Source organism: Thermococcus gammatolerans EJ3 (genome assembly GCF_000022365.1).
In the GTDB taxonomy this organism is placed as follows: Archaea; Methanobacteriota_B; Thermococci; order Thermococcales; family Thermococcaceae; genus Thermococcus; species Thermococcus gammatolerans.
In genome coordinates this window covers 829648-844876 of the sequence record NC_012804.1, presented here as the reverse complement: position 1 = coordinate 844876, position 15229 = coordinate 829648, and the positions used below count along the sequence as shown (strand labels likewise).

Annotated in this window: 19 protein-coding genes; 13 read left to right on the top strand and 6 right to left on the bottom strand. The window is 53.5% G+C overall.

The window, feature by feature from the left end:
• Positions 1–38 precede the first annotated feature (38 nt).
• Positions 39–338, bottom strand: coding sequence for a transcriptional regulator (locus TGAM_RS04640; protein ID WP_048811140.1), 300 nt, complete (start codon positions 336–338; stop codon positions 39–41).
• A 44-nt stretch (positions 339–382) separates the two neighbouring features.
• Between TGAM_RS04640 and TGAM_RS04635 the strand changes: the two genes are divergently transcribed.
• From TGAM_RS04635 to TGAM_RS04600, 8 genes are all read left to right on the top strand, one after another.
• Complete coding sequence (locus TGAM_RS04635; RefSeq protein WP_015858526.1) at positions 383–1543, top strand: tRNA pseudouridine(54/55) synthase Pus10; 1161 nt, start codon at positions 383–385, stop codon at positions 1541–1543.
• Between the two features lie 59 nt (positions 1544–1602).
• Positions 1603–3123 (top strand): CGP-CTERM sorting domain-containing protein, encoded by a 1521-nt coding sequence (locus TGAM_RS04630; RefSeq protein WP_048811139.1) that lies wholly within the window; start codon positions 1603–1605, stop codon positions 3121–3123.
• A gap of 183 nt (positions 3124–3306) precedes the next feature.
• The gene (locus TGAM_RS04625; protein ID WP_015858524.1) at positions 3307–3603 is read left to right on the top strand and encodes a 50S ribosomal protein L21e; all 297 of its coding nucleotides are present in this window, start codon (positions 3307–3309) and stop codon (positions 3601–3603) included.
• A gap of 2 nt (positions 3604–3605) precedes the next feature.
• Positions 3606–3974: an RNA polymerase Rpb4 family protein gene (locus TGAM_RS04620; protein WP_015858523.1), complete on the top strand. Its 369-nt coding sequence runs from the start codon at positions 3606–3608 to the stop codon at positions 3972–3974.
• 63 nt (positions 3975–4037) lie between these two features.
• Positions 4038–4658 carry a DUF655 domain-containing protein gene (locus tag TGAM_RS04615; protein ID WP_015858522.1) on the top strand — a complete coding sequence of 207 codons (621 nt, stop codon included), beginning with the start codon at positions 4038–4040 and terminating at the stop codon, positions 4656–4658.
• Positions 4655–5491 (top strand): 16S rRNA (adenine(1518)-N(6)/adenine(1519)-N(6))-dimethyltransferase RsmA, encoded by an 837-nt coding sequence (rsmA, locus tag TGAM_RS04610; protein WP_015858521.1) that lies wholly within the window; start codon positions 4655–4657, stop codon positions 5489–5491. Before TGAM_RS04615 ends, rsmA begins: the two co-directional genes overlap by 4 nt.
• Before the next feature lie 28 nt (positions 5492–5519).
• Positions 5520–5924: a glycine cleavage system protein GcvH gene (gene gcvH, locus TGAM_RS04605; RefSeq protein WP_015858520.1), complete on the top strand. Its 405-nt coding sequence runs from the start codon at positions 5520–5522 to the stop codon at positions 5922–5924.
• 70 nt (positions 5925–5994) lie between these two features.
• Complete coding sequence (locus tag TGAM_RS04600) at positions 5995–6336, top strand: DUF7132 family protein (RefSeq protein ID WP_048811138.1); 342 nt, start codon at positions 5995–5997, stop codon at positions 6334–6336.
• Between the two features lie 185 nt (positions 6337–6521).
• Here TGAM_RS04600 and TGAM_RS04595 read toward each other — a convergent pair whose 3' ends face one another.
• The 3 genes from TGAM_RS04595 to TGAM_RS04585 are packed head-to-tail and all read right to left on the bottom strand — an operon-like array spanning position 6522 to position 9393.
• The gene (locus tag TGAM_RS04595) at positions 6522–7694 is read right to left on the bottom strand and encodes a glycosyltransferase family 4 protein (protein ID WP_048811137.1); all 1173 of its coding nucleotides are present in this window, start codon (positions 7692–7694) and stop codon (positions 6522–6524) included.
• Positions 7691–8587: a lysylphosphatidylglycerol synthase transmembrane domain-containing protein gene (locus tag TGAM_RS04590; protein WP_015858517.1), complete on the bottom strand. Its 897-nt coding sequence runs from the start codon at positions 8585–8587 to the stop codon at positions 7691–7693. The genes TGAM_RS04595 and TGAM_RS04590 overlap by 4 nt, the downstream gene beginning before the upstream one ends.
• Positions 8584–9393: a UbiA prenyltransferase family protein gene (locus tag TGAM_RS04585; protein WP_048811136.1), complete on the bottom strand. Its 810-nt coding sequence runs from the start codon at positions 9391–9393 to the stop codon at positions 8584–8586. Before TGAM_RS04585 ends, TGAM_RS04590 begins: the two co-directional genes overlap by 4 nt.
• A 90-nt stretch (positions 9394–9483) precedes the next feature.
• On the opposite strand from TGAM_RS04585, the gene TGAM_RS04580 reads away from it, so the two are divergent.
• Both TGAM_RS04580 and TGAM_RS04575 read left to right on the top strand, forming a co-directional pair.
• On the top strand, positions 9484–9813 hold the full coding sequence (locus TGAM_RS04580; RefSeq protein WP_015858515.1) for a helix-turn-helix domain-containing protein: 330 nt from the start codon (positions 9484–9486) through the stop codon (positions 9811–9813).
• 77 nt (positions 9814–9890) lie between these two features.
• Positions 9891–10988 carry an AAA family ATPase gene (locus TGAM_RS04575; RefSeq protein ID WP_015858514.1) on the top strand — a complete coding sequence of 366 codons (1098 nt, stop codon included), beginning with the start codon at positions 9891–9893 and terminating at the stop codon, positions 10986–10988.
• 27 nt (positions 10989–11015) lie between these two features.
• Here TGAM_RS04575 and gltA read toward each other — a convergent pair whose 3' ends face one another.
• Positions 11016–12464 (bottom strand): NADPH-dependent glutamate synthase, encoded by a 1449-nt coding sequence (gene gltA, locus TGAM_RS04570; RefSeq protein WP_015858513.1) that lies wholly within the window; start codon positions 12462–12464, stop codon positions 11016–11018.
• Position 12465: 1 nt separating this feature from the next.
• Positions 12466–13326: a sulfide/dihydroorotate dehydrogenase-like FAD/NAD-binding protein gene (locus TGAM_RS04565; RefSeq protein ID WP_193777121.1), complete on the bottom strand. Its 861-nt coding sequence runs from the start codon at positions 13324–13326 to the stop codon at positions 12466–12468.
• A gap of 235 nt (positions 13327–13561) precedes the next feature.
• On the opposite strand from TGAM_RS04565, the gene TGAM_RS11340 reads away from it, so the two are divergent.
• Genes TGAM_RS11340 through TGAM_RS04550 form a run of 3 tightly spaced genes read left to right on the top strand, consistent with a single transcriptional unit; the run spans position 13562 to position 15225 of the window.
• A complete protein-coding gene (locus TGAM_RS11340) occupies positions 13562–14266 on the top strand; it encodes a hypothetical protein (RefSeq protein ID WP_238516255.1) in 705 nt (234 codons plus the stop codon).
• Positions 14267–14276: 10 nt separating this feature from the next.
• Positions 14277–14894: a hypothetical protein gene (locus tag TGAM_RS04555; RefSeq protein WP_048811135.1), complete on the top strand. Its 618-nt coding sequence runs from the start codon at positions 14277–14279 to the stop codon at positions 14892–14894.
• Positions 14821–15225, top strand: coding sequence for a hypothetical protein (locus TGAM_RS04550; RefSeq protein ID WP_015858509.1), 405 nt, complete (start codon positions 14821–14823; stop codon positions 15223–15225). The genes TGAM_RS04555 and TGAM_RS04550 overlap by 74 nt, the downstream gene beginning before the upstream one ends.
• Positions 15226–15229: the final 4 nt, after the last annotated feature.

The window sequence follows — 15229 nt, the reverse complement described above, 5'->3', positions numbered from 1 at the left end:
AGGTGCTTTTTACTCACAAGGTAGAAAACACGTCGGAATTATAAGCTTTTCGACTCGATCCTGAACCTCGGCTCCTCAATCCACTCGGACTTACAGCGCGGACAGCGGGAGGGGATGTTGATTTCAGGCTTGAAACGGAAGCCACACTTTCTGCACTCGGCGGGTTTGACGAGCAGAACTTTCCCTTCTCGCTTCAGGGTCTTCTGAATCGCCTTAAGGTCCTCTAAGATGAGTTTTTTACTGCCCTTTCCCCTGATACCGAGAACTTGGGCTAGCTCGCTTACGGAATAGTCGCGCTCCTCCAAAAGGCTTATTATCCGTTCCCTCCGAGTGGCCATCGGAAAAAGTAGGATGGAGAAATAAAAAGCTTTAGGGTGGGAAGATGATACTCGAGAAGGCCGAAAGGATCCTTGAGAAGCACGAACTCTGCGACCACTGCCTTGGAAGACTGTTCGCAATGCTCGGCAAGGGGACAAACGAAGAGCGTGGAAAGGCTATAAGGTTCGTCCTCAACATGGAGCGCTCCGCAAGAGGGTTACAACCGATAGAAGAGCCCGAGGAGTGTGAGCTCTGCCACAGTGCCTTTGACAGGGTTCCTGAGCTCGTCGAGACCATGAAAAAGGCGAGCGAAGGGATTGAATTTGAAACTTTCCTCGTGGGTTCCCGCTTTCCGGAGGAAATCAAGGAGAAAGAGAAAGCAATCTGGGAGGCGTTTGATATCGAGACCGCCGAGCCGATAAACAGAGAATTTAACCGCGAGCTCGGCAAGGCCTTTGGAAAAGCAACCGGGAAGGAAACCTCGAAGAACCCCGATGTGGTTTTCATAGTAGAGCCGTTTTCGGGCAAGGTTGAAATTCAAATCAACCCGGTTTACGTTTACGGGCGCTACAGAAAGCTGATCAGGGGGATTCCCCAGACCCCTTTGCCGGACTTCAAGGACAGCGTAGCCTCTATAATCTGCAGGGCGTTTTCAAAGGCATTTGAAGGCAAGTGCGTCTTCAAGGGTGCCGGAAGGGAGGACGTGGACGTAAGAATGCTCGGCAACGGGAGGCCCTTCATCGTCGAAATTAAGAGACCGAAGAGGAGAAGGGTTGACCTTGGAAAGGTAGCGGAAGAGATAAATGCGAGCGGGAAGGTGGAGGTTCTCGATCTGCGCTTCGTCTCGGCGAAGGAGGCCGAGGAAGTTCTCACGAAGAATCACCGAAAGGAATACCTCGCGCTCGTTCTCGTTGAGGAGGGGGTAACCCCTGAGGAGGCTGAGGAAGTGGCGAGGAGGCTAAGTGGCCTTGAGATACACCAGAGAACGCCCTGGCGCGTCAGGAAGGCGAGGGCCGACAAAGTGAGGGTGAAAAGGGTCCACGAGGCCGAGGCGAGGTGGGTTGACGAAAAGCACTTTGAGCTTCGCCTCGTCACCGACGGCGGGCTCTACATCAAGGAACTTGTTTCCGGCGATAAGGGAAGGACGAGGCCGAGCGTTAGCGAGTTGCTCGGGAAGAAGGCGTGGTGCGAGAGGCTCGACGTGCTAAACATACTTGACGAGTAGGGTCATTCCTCTGGGAAATCTTTATATATTTTCTTTGCGGAGTTGACTTGGTGGTAAAAATGCTTCGGAATTGGAAGTTCCTCCCGGCAGTGTTTGTGGCATTGCTCACGACCGCTCTCGTCAGCGGTTCTGCTGTTATAGTTGCTCCGCCAAGAGGGACTGTAACGTATCCGGAGGTTATAGCTGGTGTCGGAAGCGATGGAGCTGGAGGCTTCATTGTCGTTGTTCCCTTCAACATGACCGCCAGTGGAACACCTGTGGTTCCCGGGGCTTGGATTGGTGATTTTTACCCGAACGGCTCGCTTAAGTGGGGTGAATACGTGAAAGGCTTTCCGTTCCGACCCTCACCAAGAGTGCTCCGGGCAACCGCCAACGGCTCAATCCTGCTCGTCGGGCAGAGCGACGCGGGAAACCACACGGACATCTGGGTGATTAAACTCGAGGGGGATGGAAGGCTCCGGTGGTCCAAGGACTACCTGCTCAATGTAAGCCCCGGCTGGATAATGTTCATTGATAATGTTGTGCAGATGGAGGATGAGATACTCATTGCGACTCACGTTGATAGCTTCGGAGGGGATGGGAGAGTCACGGCTCCGGTTGTACTGGCACTTGACGGAAGCGGAAACCCCCTCTGGGCAGGGGCGTACCAAATACCTCATGGTCCAAGGGAACTTTACAGCACGGCGATTGGAAAGGTTAAGGATGGATACTATCTGATACTGCACGATGAGGAAACCTGGTACTACGTGATTCTCGATAAAAACGGAAATCCCCTCGGAACATGGAAAATCATAAGCCCTCTTGAAGGGTTCTTCATAAAGTCGGCTCTTTCAGTGGGCGATACCGTTTATTTCCTCGGGGGCTCCTCCAACGGAACCGTCCTCGGGGCAATAACTGGAAACTCAACCGCATGGGCCAGGCTGTACACCCTGAGTCCTGAGAAAACCTGCACTGAAAAAAGCGGAAACGTCACCCTCTTGAGCTCAGAGACCTCTTCAACCGAGCCCGCACCCGTGTTGACCGTTTCAGAGGGGCATCTCATTTTCCAGCCAGCGATTGTCAAGGCATTCAGGCTGACTTGCAGTGATGGTCTCAATACAACCTATGCACTCATCAAAACTGATAGGATGGGAACAGTTGTAGATAGCTTTACTGTGGTCACAGAAGGAAAAGAGGAGGATACGATACTCCTTGGGAACTTTGGAGAGCCGGAGGGGATAAGCGCAAACGGGGATTCATTCATAGCACTCTGGAGGGAAACGATTTCTTCCGGGCCCATGCTACAGTTCCGGAGCTTTGCCATAGTGTCCAACCTAAAAGCGAAACCCAAAGGCCCGGCCATTGAGGCCTACAGCTTCCAAGTCAAGACAACACCTACTGATGTCAAATTAATACCTGGATCTCCTACTACAAAGAAGAAGCTTATCATAAAAGTTGTTGAGGGTCAGGTAACCGTCAAGAGGGCGAATGGAATACCGGTTAGGGTTATCTCAGTGAAGGATTCCTCCGAGAAAAGCATCTGCGGGCCTGGGATCAGCATTCTCCTTCTGCTTCTCGTCGCACTTTGGAAGCGCAGATGAGTTCTCTTTTCTTTTTCTCCAACTGAAAGATTTATAAAGGGGCCTCTGTAGGTTTTAGTGATTCCCAGGGGGTTAGTCCTAAGTCTAAACGGAGCGAAAAGGTTTCCCCCTCTGAAAAATTGGATCTCTAAGTTGTCCCGCTGGATGATACCTGTATATTGAAGTCGTTAAGAGGTGGTTGGAATGGTTAAGAAGGCGCACAGCTTCAGGAGGAAGACCCGCGGAAAGCTCAGCAAGCACCCGCGGAGAAGGGGCCTTCCCCCTCTCACGAGGTTCCTCCAGGAGTTTGAGGTCGGGCAGAAGGTCCACATTGTCATAGAGCCGAGTTACCACAGGGGAATGCCCGACCCGAGGTTCCACGGAAGGACCGGGACCGTCGTCGGCAAGCGCGGCGACGCCTACATCGTCGAGATAAAGGACGGCGGCAAGGTTAAGACATTCTTCATACACCCGGTCCACCTCAGGCCCCAGAAGGGATGAGCATGATCGGGAGAAAAAAGCTGGAGGAACACTACGTCACGCTGGCAGAAGCCAAAGAACTCCTCGAAAAGCGCAGAGCAGAGGGGATGGAGGAGAATCCCGAGGAGCCCATGTTCTACGAGGCCAGGATCAGCCTTGAACACGCGGAACGCTTTGCCAAACTGAAGCCAGAGCAGGCTAGGGAGCTCAAGGAGAAGCTGATGAACCTCTTCGACTGGATCGACGAGAGAATCGCGGCCAAGCTTGTCGACCTCCTCCCAGAGGACTACTTTGACATCAGGGTTATCTTCGCCAAGGAGGAGCACATGCCCACCAAGGAAGAGGCCGAGGAGATTATCAACCTGATAGACGAGTACAGACCCCTCGAGTAACTCTTCTATTTTTCTTCACAAAGTATAAAAACTTCTGGAGAGTAAATTTCTGGGGGAGAGAAGATGGACTACACAAGACGTCATCCCTATAGGGAAAGCCTCCAGAAAAAGAGGCACAACAAGGAGTATGAGGAGTACGCATACGTGCTCGATTACCTTCCCGAGGGCTACACTGATCTGAAGACAGGCAGGCGAACAGGCAAGCCCGTTGCACAGGTTATAGGGGAGAAAGCTTTCACGCTCCTGGAGGTTACCCCCAAGGTAGATTTAATGCTCTATGAGAGGGTCTTCATAGGCAAAGGAAACCGCGACAAGGTTCTCATGATAAACAGGAAGATAAGCTACGACGATCTGACCGCGACGGCCAAGGCCGAGCTTCCGTACGTCGTTAAGGAGATCGTCAAAAACAATGAGAACAGATTTGTAAAGTTCTTCAACATCGCCCCCCCAATAACCAACAGACTCCACAGCCTTGAACTACTGCCAGGCATAGGAAAAAAGCTGATGTGGGAGATCCTCGAAGAGAGAAGAAAAGAACCGTTCAAGAGCTTTGAGGACCTCAAATCGAGGGTTAAGGGCCTTCACGACCCCTGCGAGATGATCGCCAAGAGAGTGATTGACGAACTCCAGGGGAAGGACAGGTACAGGCTCTTCGTGGGATCAAGGAGGCTCTTCAGAGAATGAGGGATCGTCTCTTCTCCATTATTTATAAATACAACCTTCGCCCGAACAGAACCCTCGGCCAAAACTTTCTGATAGTGCCCGATATCATTGAAAGAAACGTTAAACGGGCGGAACTTAGCGAAAAAGATACAGTTCTCGAAATAGGGCCCGGTCTGGGTGTTCTAACGGACGAGCTCTCCAAAAAGGCCGGAAAGGTGTACGCGATAGAAGCCGACAGCAGAATGATCGAAATCCTCCAGAGGGAGTACTCCTGGCCGAATGTGGAACTCATCAAGGGCGACGCCGTCAAAGTCGAGTGGCCCGAATTCAACAAGATGGTCTCCAACCTCCCATACCAGATTTCCTCACCCGTTACGTTCAAGCTTCTGAAGCACGAGTTCGAGCGGGCCGTCCTGATTTATCAGCTGGAGTTTGCCGAGAGGATGATTGCGAAACCGGGCGACCGAAACTACTCCCGCCTCTCTCTGATGGTTCAGGCGAAGGCCAACGTCGAGCTCGTTGAAAGGATCGGCAGAGGTGCGTTCTGGCCCAGACCAAAGGTCGATTCCGCGGTTGTTGTTCTCGAGCCCAAACCGGAGAAGGAGAGGATAGAACTGAACGAAAACCTCGTTAAGGCCCTCTTTCAGCACAGGAGAAGCACCGTTGCATCCGCCCTCAAAAAGTCCGCCCATATGCTCGGGACCGACAAAAAATCTATCAAGGACTACCTCTCCTCGCTCCCCCACGCGGAAAAGCGTGTCTTCCAGCTCTCTCCAGAGGAGGTCCTTGACATTGAGGTTTACCTTCGAGACAACGGCCTGCTTTCTCAAAAACCGGAGAAAGGTTTAAATTGAATTCATTGAAGAACTTCCGGTGATGTTCATGATCGAAGTCGGCGAATACAAGGTTAAGGAAGGCCTCTACTACACGAAAGACCACGAGTGGGCCAAGGTTCTTGACGACGGAACCGTTCTGGTTGGTATAACGGACTACGCCCAGAAGGAACTCGGCGACCTCGCCTACGTCGAGCTTCCCGAGGTCGGTAAGGAGGTCAACAAGGGCGACGTCCTCTGTGAGATAGAGAGCGTCAAAGCTGTCAGCGAGGTCTACGCCCCGGTCAGCGGAGAGGTCATTGAGGTTAACGAGGCCCTTGAAGACAGCCCCGAGCTCCTCAACGAGGACCCCTACGAGAACTGGATTGCCAAGCTCAAGCCGAGCAACCTCGATGAGGAGCTCAAGGAGCTCATGGACGCTGAGGCCTACGCGAAGTACCTGGAGAGCCTCTGAGCTTCCAACTTTTCTTCCTCCTTTCGGAATCCTTAAGTATCTAAAGAGCCCACAAACTTTGGTGGTTTCCATGAAGGTTCTGAAGGAATGGGACGTTAAGGTGAAGCTTGTAAGGACAAAGAGGGGAGCGATTCTCCACATGATTGAGCTTGAACCCGGGCATTTCTACCTCGAACAGAACCCCCTCAAGGACTCCAAGTACGGCGTCGCCTACAGGAAGATAAAGGAGCACTTCCCCGAGTTCTACATGTTCTGGGAGATTAAGAACAACCGCTACACCGGAAAGCTCCTCGCCGGGGCGTTTTTAGAAAAGCAGGAGATAGATGACTTCATAACGCTGTTAGCACAAAGCGAGGACTTCAAGAAGTTCGAGGAAATCCTTGAGGAAATTGAGGAGCTTGAAGAGGAGTGAGCTCAGCCCTTGGTTCTCATCATTTTTGCCGTGTAAGTCACGGACTCAGATACCCTAGAGGTCGTCATCGCTCGCTTCTCTTCAAGAAAGGGAAGATAAAAGCCTAACGGCTCAGTCAGTATACCCCTCATCACGTTTCAGCTACCGTGAGGCTCGTCATCGCCGTCTCTCCCTGGAAACGTCCCTTAAAAAAGGTAGCTCAGCCGAGGGGGGAGTAGGACTTCCTCGTAAGCCTTCTCAATCTTGCCAGCCACGACCTTCCAGGAGTATTCTGCCTCGACAGCCCTTCTCCCCGCTTCCCCGAGCTCCCTTGCAAAATCCTCGTCCGCCAAAATTCTGCCTATGGCCCGCCCGAGTGCGAGTTCATCCCCTGGGGGCACTAAAAGACCGCTTCCGCTCCTCTCAACCACCTCGGGAATCCCACCAACAGTCGTCGCCACCACTGGAACGCCCGAGGCCATCGCCTCAAGGACCACTATTCCAAAGGCTTCAGCCGTTATGGAGGGGAGCACGAAGACATCAGCCGACGCGTACACCTTCGGCAGGAGCTCGTTGGGGACGTAGCCCATAAAACGAACCCTCTCACTTATTCCAAGGAACTTCGCCTGGGCCTTGAGCAGGGGGAGCATCTCACCCGAGCCGACCATCACGAGACCGACGTCATCGAACTCCCTCGCAATCCTCTGAAAGGCGTTTAGGAGAACGTGAGGCCCCTTCCTCGGTGACATCCTGCTGACGTAGAGGACAACGCGCCCCTCAATGCCGAGCTCCTCCTTGACTTTTTCCTTCTCCCCCTCGCTAATGGGTCTGAAGAGCTCGTCGTCAACGCCGTTCGGGATTATCTCGACGGGAGAGTCCGTGAAGTGCTCTATGAACGCTTTTGCCGCCTTGCTGACGGCTATTATCCTGTGGGGAAAGCCCAGGTAGTGGCTGAAGAGGGGGAACGTCAGCCCGAGGGCCTTCCAGAGCGAGGACTCGTGGGAGAGCGATATGCTGTGCGTCGTCAGGAGCGTGGCCTTCCCGAGGTTTCTGCCAGCTTTTACGGCTTTGAGGGACAGTGGCGTGAAGGCGTGGTGGGAGTGAATCACGTCGAAATCTTTCAGGTACTCGCCGAGCTCCCTGTTGGATTTGAGGCTGTAGGTGAGGTTTATGCCCAGGATTGGGCTCACCGTCCCTGGAATCTTTCTCAGCTCGATGCCCAGCTTCTCAAGCTCTTCCTCCTTCCCGGTTTCGAGGTCGTTCGTCACGATTGCGACCTCGTGGCCCCTCTCCCTCAGGTGTATCGCAAGGTGGTGCATGTGGCTCGCAACGCCACCGACCTTCGGGTAGTACCAGTCGCTCACGAGGGCTATCCTCATGACCGACCCCCCACTACCCTGTAGAACTCGACCGCTCCGACAAGCGACCAGAGGTACTGGTAGATGAACTTGTAGGTGAAGGCCACAACCGTGCTCTTCGTTGACGAGCCGAGGGCGAGGGTTATACCGAGCTCGTTTGCCCCGATTCCCGAGGGGATACCGCTCAGGCTCGCGAAAAGGGTGCTGAGTATGAAGGCCTTGAAGGCATCCAGCAGGCCAACAGGAAGTCCGAAGGCCCTTCCAACGGCGATTATTCCAGCAACCTGCAGGAGCACCGCGAGCACAGAGAGGAGAAGCGACAGCGTGAAGGTTGTTGGGTCCTTTCTGGAGGACCTCCACCCCGAATACGTCCTCTCAAGGTAGTTTCCGAGCCTTTCGGCGAGCTTGGGACTGAGCCTTTGGATTACGGCAATCCCCCCGTTGAGGAGTGCATAGGCTCCTTTATCGTAGAACAGGATTAGGGAGAGAATCCCAAGCAGAAAGATACCCCACTTGGTGGCGCCGAATACGAGGAGGGAGATACCGGCGATGATTAGAACCTCCAGGAAAATCCCGAAGGCGAGGGCGGACAATGCTTTGAAGTAGTCCCCTCCGACGAGCTTCACCTTGGCAACGTGCCCCACACTCGGGGGGAGGAAGGCCATCATGTAGAAACCGCTCAGAATTGCGGTAAAGGTTTTCCTGAAGCTCGTCTTCTGGAGCTTTCTGAGGACGATGTACCACCTCAGAGTTGAGACAAGTATAGCCGAAAACGCCATCCCAAAAGCCAGGAGGAGAAACCTCGGGTCGGCCGTCGAGATTGCCTCCCCCAGTTCCTCCACCTCTATTGTATGGGCAATGTAGCCTACCGAGAACAGGAGGGCGAGGACTGAAAGGAGGGTTCTTTTCTTCATAATGCCGTCCCTCCAGCCGCTAAAACTGCCCCAACCATTGCCACGTCGAACATGCGGTAGACCGTTCTCTGATCAACCCTCAGCCCGCGCCCCGCGAACATCAGGGAGGAGGCGATTATCAGGTGGGGCTTGAGGGTGTACAGAGTTACCGCGAGGGCGAGGACTGAGAAAACCTCCACTAAGAGCTCGCTCCTTCCTTTTCCAATGACTATCGGGGTTGTCCTGAGTCCAGCCCTTAGGTCGCTCTCGTAGTCCGAGAGGTGATTCCTCAGCTCGAGGGCGAAAGAGTAGAGGGTTATCCCCGTAGCCATCAGGATTTCCGCCTCTGAAAGGTTCCCATCGATGAGCGCCCCGTAGATGAAGGGCAGACCCCCGAAGAACAGCCCGTGGGACAGCACATCCACTACGGGCCTCGCTTTAAGCCTCGGTGGGGCCGAATAGAGTGTGGCGAGGATTAGCATTGCAACGTAAACCGCAAACGCGGTTCCATTTGTGGTTAGTGCAAGCCCGAGCCCCGTCACCGCGAGCAGAGCAGATATCGCCAGCCCTTCACTAAACGACAGCTCTCCAGAGGCTATGGGGTTCTTCTTAACCTTCACTGGATTTTTAGAATCCGTATCAACGTCGAAGCAGTTGTTTATCGAGAACGCATACCACACGAAGAGGACTCCCGCCAGGAACGCTGTAACGAGCTCATATACCTCGGCACTCCTCCAGTTCATCAGAAGGGCGAACCCAATCAGTGCTATGTATGCCCTCCCCTCCAGTGGCCGGAGGTTTCTGACAACGGCTGAAATCGATGCCATCGCTACCACCGCTCACCCTTTGAAGAAAGTGTTATAAACCTTTTCACAAAGTTGTAGACAGGTATGAAGAAAAATCTTCAGGGGATTGGAATGGAGGAGATACTCCGAGCCCTGTCCAAAACCCTCAGGGTCTTTGAGCTCGGGGAGTCCGAGATAAAAATCTACTCCCTCCTCCAGCGGGAGGCGCTTACGCCGAGGCAGATTGCAAAGACGCTCGGCCTATCTGAAAGGATTGTAAGGGAAAAGCTTAAGCACCTCCTCGAGCTGGGCCTCGTCGAGAGAACCCTCGTGAACAGGGGCTGGCTGGGCTACGTTTACTACGCCAAGGCCCCCAGGGAGGCTCTCCAAGCGCTCTTCAGCAGGCTGGAGTCCACGCTAAAGGCCATAGAGAAGGAAGGTGAGCTGAAGCTGAAGGGTTAAACCTCATGCAACTTCCTTCTCCAAGCTTTGGAACGTCAAAACCCTTATAACTTCTGCCCCAGTAGTTAACTACTGGGGTGGTAGTTACGTACTTCGATACCAGACCCAAGAGAAAGCGTGAGGATTTGTATGACCGTGAGAAGGAGCTGAGCGATTTTGAAAACTCCCTCCGCTCGAACAACCCCCTCACGGTCATCACGGGAATCAGAAGGTTGGGGAAGACTTCCCTCCTCCTCGTGGGGCTGAACGAACTCGGCCTTCCCTACGTCCTCGTGGACTTCAGGGGGGTGAATCCAAACTCCAGAATGGACGTTTACAAGCGGATAGAGAGCTCCCTAAACCTTTTCTTCCGCGAGAACCGCAACCTCTGGGAGGAACTCAAGGAAAACCTAAGGGCCATAACGGGCCTTCGAGTTCTGAGCTTCGGCGTCAACCTCTCCTGGCGCGAGGAGAAGACGGACTTTATAGCCCTGTTCCGGGATCTCGAAAAGCACGACGTCGTTCTGGCCTTCGACGAGGTGCAGTATTTGAGGGGCCCCGTCGGGAGCGAGTTCGCGGGCCTAATCGCTCACCTCTACGACTACTCGAACCTGAGAATAGTCATGACGGGCTCTGAAGTTGGCCTGCTCCACGACTACCTCGGCGTTGACGACCCCCGGGCGCCCCTCTACGGCAGGTACTTCCACGAGGTTACACTCCCAAAGTTCACGCGGGAGCAGAGCAGGGACTTTCTGATTAAGGGGTTCGAGCAGGTTGGACTTTCCCCTCCAGAAGAGCTAATCGAGACCGCGGTGGAGAGGCTCGACGGCATCGTAGGCTGGCTCGTTCTCTTTGGCAGGAGGGTTCTTGAGAAGGGCCCCTCTGAAGAAGTCATTGAGGAGGTCTTTGAAGAGGCCAGGAGACTCGCGCTGGAGGAGTTCGAGAACTTCCTCTCAAAGAGGCCCTCTGCGAGGAAACGCTACGTGGAGATAATGCGCGCAGTTGCGAGCGGAAGGAACACGTGGGAAGGGATAAAGGAGCACCTCGAACGGAAGGAAGGCAAAAGCATAGCCGACAGCGTGCTGGCGAGACTTTTGAAGGCGCTCGTAGATTCCTCCTTCCTCCAGAAGGTCAGGGACGGTCGGAACGTCCATTATAGAATTCCCGACCCGGTGCTTGAGGCGGTGTTCAAGTAACAAGAAAAACAGGGAGAGAAGAAACGCTCACGCGTTCTCCTTTCCTTCCCTCTTCTTCGTGAGGTATTCGTGGATGGCCTTCGCGGCCCTCCTTCCGTCGCCCATAGCCAGGATAACCGTTGCCTCGCCCCTTATCGCGTCTCCACCGGCGAAGACTCCCGGGATGCTCGTCATCATGTTCTCATCAACGACGATCCTTCCGCGCTCGACCTTCAGACCGGGCGTGTTGATGATGAGCCTGTTGGGGTGCTTGCCGATTGCGATGATGACGGTGTCGGCCTCGATTGTCACGTACTCTCCAGTCCCGACTATCTTCCTCTTTCCGCGCTTGTCCCTCTCGTCGAGGGGTTTCATCTTCTCGAACTTGACCGCTTTCACGTTGCCGTTCTCGTCGCCGATGAACTCCACAGGGTTGATGAAGTACTCGAACTTTATGCCCTCCTCCTTGGCGTGCTCGACCTCCTCAATCCTCGCGCTGACGTCCTCTTCACCGCGCCTGTACGCGATGATGACCTCCGCTCCAAAGCGCCTCGCGCTCCTCGCGGCGTCCATTGCCGTGTTTCCGGCTCCGATGACTATGACGCGCTTGCCGACCTTGACTGGAGTGTCGTACTCCGGGAACAGGTAGGCCTTCATGAGGTTAACTCTGGTTAGGAACTCGTTCGCCGTGTAAATTCCGTTGAGGTTTATGCCTGGGGCGTTGATGAGCCTCGGGGTTCCGGCGCCTGAACCTATGAAGACGGCGTCGTACTCTTCAAGGAGCTCCTCTATGGTCACGGTCTTTCCGACGATGTGGTCGGTCAGGATTTTGACGCCGAGCTTTCTGAGCTTGTCAATCTCGCTCTCTACGATGCTCTTCGGTAACCTGAACTCGGGAATACCGTACATCAGGACTCCTCCGGGCTCGTGCAGGGCCTCGTAGATTGTAACGTCGTAGCCGAGCTTTGCCAGCTCTCCAGCGGCGGTAAGTCCAGCGGGTCCAGCTCCGATGATAGCTACCTTCTGGCCCTTCTTCTCTATCTTCGGCACCATCTCAAAGAGGAGCTCCTCGTCTATGCCCTTCTCGCGTGCGTAGTCTGCAACAAACCTTTCGAGCTTGCCGATGTTTATCTTGTCGCCGACCTTGCCCATGACACAGTTCATCTCACACTGGTCCTCCTGCGGGCAGACGCGACCGGTGGTTGCGGGCAGGGAGTTGCAGGCCCAGATGACCTTGAGGGCCTCCTTCACGGCCTTATCCGGGTCGTCGCGGTACTCAACGAGCTTTCCGATGAAGCCGGGGATGTTGATGTGGACTGGACAGCCCTTTATACAGGGGGCGTAGTTGGCGGGACACTGCAAACAGCGCTCGGCCTCCTTAACGGCAAGCTCGAAGGTGTAACCGAGGTTAACTTCCTTAAAGTCGTGAATCCTCTCCTCAGCGGGCCTCTCGGGCGTGGGAACGCGTTCCTTGATGAGCTTTCTCCTAACGGCCATTTCACTCACCCCTCAGGGACTTGAGGTACTCCTCCAGGGCCCTCTTCTCCAAATCGGTGTAGAAGCCGACCCTGTGAATCAGCTCGTCCCAGTCGACCTTGTAGGCGTCGAAGCCCGGCCCGTCAATGCAGGCGAACTTGACCTCTCCGCCAACGGTGACACGGCAGGAGCCGCACATACCTGTTCCGTCAACCATAATCGGGTGCAGGTCCGCGTGCATCGGGATTCCGAACTCCTTCACGACGTTGAAGACCGCTTTCTGGGCACCTGCAGGGCCAACTGTAAGCACGAAGTCAAAGTTCTCCTCTGAGAGGAGCTCCTTTACCTTTTCGGCTCCCCTCCTCGCTATTTCCGCAACTATCTCCTTCGTTCCCCAGCCTTCCTGGATTTCAAAGCCTTCAAATATGTGCCTTGAAACGCTCTCCGTGAACTCATCCTTGAGGATTGCCATCGGTGCGGGGGCCACGTGAAGGGTTGTAACGTCGTTTCCAGCTTCCTGAAGCGCTTTAGCTATTGGGAAAACTTCCACTATTCCGGCGCTGAGACCAACGGCCAGAACCCTGCCGAACTTCTCTATTGGCGCGGGGTTCCCGAGGGGGCCGGCAACGTTGAGGATTGAATCTCCCGGCTTGAGCTCGTTGGCCATCCTCATCGTGGTCTTTCCGCGGACGAAGGTTATCAGGACTATCCATCCCTCCTCGCGGTCCCACATCACGGGAGTGAGAGGAATCCTTTCACCGTTCGGAAAGGCCCTTACGATGACGAACTGACCCGGCTGAACCTTTCTGGCCACGTGTGGAGCCTCTATCCTGTACATGATGTGCTTCGGAGCCAGCTCTTTCTTCTCAAGTATCCGGTACACGATGAACACCTCCGTGCATGAGCCCAAAGTTGGACATCTAAAGGTTTAGAACCTTTGGTGTTTATAAATATGTCCTCAACTAAAGGTTCAAGATTGTGAGGGCCCTTCGGCGAAGTGTCTGGGAAAGTAAAGATGATTCACCAAAGACCCGTTTGAACTAAGGCACTCTATGGGCTAGGACTCACAAAGTTGCGAGAACTGTCAAGAATTGCGAAGTACCTCCTTGGCACGGGGGATGAAGGAGGAAAGCGTTGGAACCGTCGTGAAGTACGAGGCCGAGCACGGGATCACGATAAAGGCCCTGAGGCGCTACGCGGACGACCTCGTCGAGATGGGCGTTTCCAGGAATCAGGTCGGGCACGTCATCGAGGAGACTGCAAAGCACGGAACCCCGGCGAGCAGCCTGGTTCAGGGGCTTGGGATGTTCCTTGAGAGTGCAGAAAATCTGAAGAAAGAGATCACCCTAACGGTCAACGTCAACGGGGAACTCAAAACAATAAGAGTCATAATGCAAGGGGGTAACGAAAGGAGTGGGCTGATCCACGCCTATCTCAGGCACGTGAGGGGGTACGAGATGGAGGACGCAGGAATAACGACCTTCTGGCCGTTGGGTCAGAAGATCATAGTGAACGGCCGGGCTAAGCAGTTGCCGAAGGTATTCAGGAACGAGGAGGAGCTGGTGGAGTTTTTGAAGGAAGTCGTTGAAAGAGTAAGCAAGAATCCTGAGTACGTGTCTGAGAAGTTCTTTAAAAATGGGGTTCCCAAAACAACGGTAGAATTAGAATTCCCCTTAGAGAAGTTTGGGATCAAAATAGACGGAATAGACCAAATACATTTAAGCTTTAGTTTTGAGGATGGGGAGTTTGTGCTTAAGACAGCGTATCCAACGAAGGGCTGGGCGGTTGAGACGTTTATTCCTGGCAGGGGTGGCTGGCAGTGAGGTGGTTAGAATGTGGGTTACACTGAAGGGGAAGCACTTAACCGTTAAGATAGACGTGAGCAGGTACGTTTCCTCCCCCCACCCATTCTTTTTGATTTTTACTGTTGATGAGCACTTACTCCTAGGAGCATGCTGGAAAGGAAAAATAGACGGAGCCAACGCAAACATCCATGGATTCTTACAAGAGCTCCTTATAGCGTGCATTCAGATTCTTAATCCAAAGGAAAGCACTTCCAATTTTGCAAGAAAAGAAGCCATGTGGATGGGATTTGCTCTTAAAGAAGGCAATCCTGCCTATGAAATCATCACATCATCCAATCCATCCAGCATTTATTACCTTGAAGCAGAGGGAAGCACTTTAAAAATTCATTATTATAACGACTTTCTCTCGTATACTGACTGTCCGGAATTCAAGGGTAAGCATAGGGGTGTCGTTGAAGTTCCTCTCAAAGAGTTCATTGAGGATGTTTTGAAAATCAGCAGGGAGTATCTGGAAAAGTACGCTTCAGTCATCGAGAAAATCAGGCTTGAGCACGGGGAAGAGCTGGACGATTATGACTTCCTCTGGGGGCTTTACCGGGAAGTTAAAGACCTGTACGAGAAGAAGTTCAGGCCAGAAAATCGTTGACCTCAAAACCGGGAGGGTTGTCCAGATCCCTAAGGTCTTCAGGGACGAGCACGAGCTCAGAGAGTTCCTTGATGAAGTACTGGAGAGGGCCCTTCAGAAGGAAGAGTACTACACAGAATTTAGGGGACAGAGCTTTGTGAAGCTAAGGGTAAACTTGGATAAGCTTGGCATGCACATAGATGGAATAGATGCGGTGGAGTTCCAGTTCTCATACAACCAAGCTAAGGGTGCCTACGAGATCATTACGGCGTATCCCTCAAAAGGCAGGAAAGTTTTAGGGTACGTGTGGGACAGAGAAAAACAATCTGGTAGATGGATATACATGGGGTGACTTC

What these genes read in the sequence shown, in the direction of transcription:
- TGAM_RS04620 (WP_015858523.1), top strand. Translation starts at nt 3,606, where the DNA reads ATGATCGGGAGAAAAAAGCTGGAGGAACACTACGTCACGCTGGCAGAA.
- TGAM_RS04585 (WP_048811136.1), bottom strand. Translation starts at nt 9,393, where the DNA reads ATGGCATCGATTTCAGCCGTTGTCAGAAACCTCCGGCCACTGGAGGGG.
- TGAM_RS04595 (WP_048811137.1), bottom strand. Translation starts at nt 7,694, where the DNA reads ATGAGGATAGCCCTCGTGAGCGACTGGTACTACCCGAAGGTCGGTGGC.
- TGAM_RS04635 (WP_015858526.1), top strand. Translation starts at nt 383, where the DNA reads ATGATACTCGAGAAGGCCGAAAGGATCCTTGAGAAGCACGAACTCTGC.
- gcvH (WP_015858520.1), top strand. Translation starts at nt 5,520, where the DNA reads ATGATCGAAGTCGGCGAATACAAGGTTAAGGAAGGCCTCTACTACACG.
- TGAM_RS04625 (WP_015858524.1), top strand. Translation starts at nt 3,307, where the DNA reads ATGGTTAAGAAGGCGCACAGCTTCAGGAGGAAGACCCGCGGAAAGCTC.
- TGAM_RS11340 (WP_238516255.1), top strand. Translation starts at nt 13,562, where the DNA reads ATGAAGGAGGAAAGCGTTGGAACCGTCGTGAAGTACGAGGCCGAGCAC.
- rsmA (WP_015858521.1), top strand. Translation starts at nt 4,655, where the DNA reads ATGAGGGATCGTCTCTTCTCCATTATTTATAAATACAACCTTCGCCCG.
- TGAM_RS04600 (WP_048811138.1), top strand. Translation starts at nt 5,995, where the DNA reads ATGAAGGTTCTGAAGGAATGGGACGTTAAGGTGAAGCTTGTAAGGACA.
- TGAM_RS04580 (WP_015858515.1), top strand. Translation starts at nt 9,484, where the DNA reads ATGGAGGAGATACTCCGAGCCCTGTCCAAAACCCTCAGGGTCTTTGAG.
- gltA (WP_015858513.1), bottom strand. Translation starts at nt 12,464, where the DNA reads ATGGCCGTTAGGAGAAAGCTCATCAAGGAACGCGTTCCCACGCCCGAG.
- TGAM_RS04640 (WP_048811140.1), bottom strand. Translation starts at nt 338, where the DNA reads ATGGCCACTCGGAGGGAACGGATAATAAGCCTTTTGGAGGAGCGCGAC.
- TGAM_RS04550 (WP_015858509.1), top strand. Translation starts at nt 14,821, where the DNA reads ATGACTTCCTCTGGGGGCTTTACCGGGAAGTTAAAGACCTGTACGAGA.
- TGAM_RS04555 (WP_048811135.1), top strand. Translation starts at nt 14,277, where the DNA reads ATGTGGGTTACACTGAAGGGGAAGCACTTAACCGTTAAGATAGACGTG.
- TGAM_RS04630 (WP_048811139.1), top strand. Translation starts at nt 1,603, where the DNA reads ATGCTTCGGAATTGGAAGTTCCTCCCGGCAGTGTTTGTGGCATTGCTC.
- TGAM_RS04590 (WP_015858517.1), bottom strand. Translation starts at nt 8,587, where the DNA reads ATGAAGAAAAGAACCCTCCTTTCAGTCCTCGCCCTCCTGTTCTCGGTA.
- TGAM_RS04615 (WP_015858522.1), top strand. Translation starts at nt 4,038, where the DNA reads ATGGACTACACAAGACGTCATCCCTATAGGGAAAGCCTCCAGAAAAAG.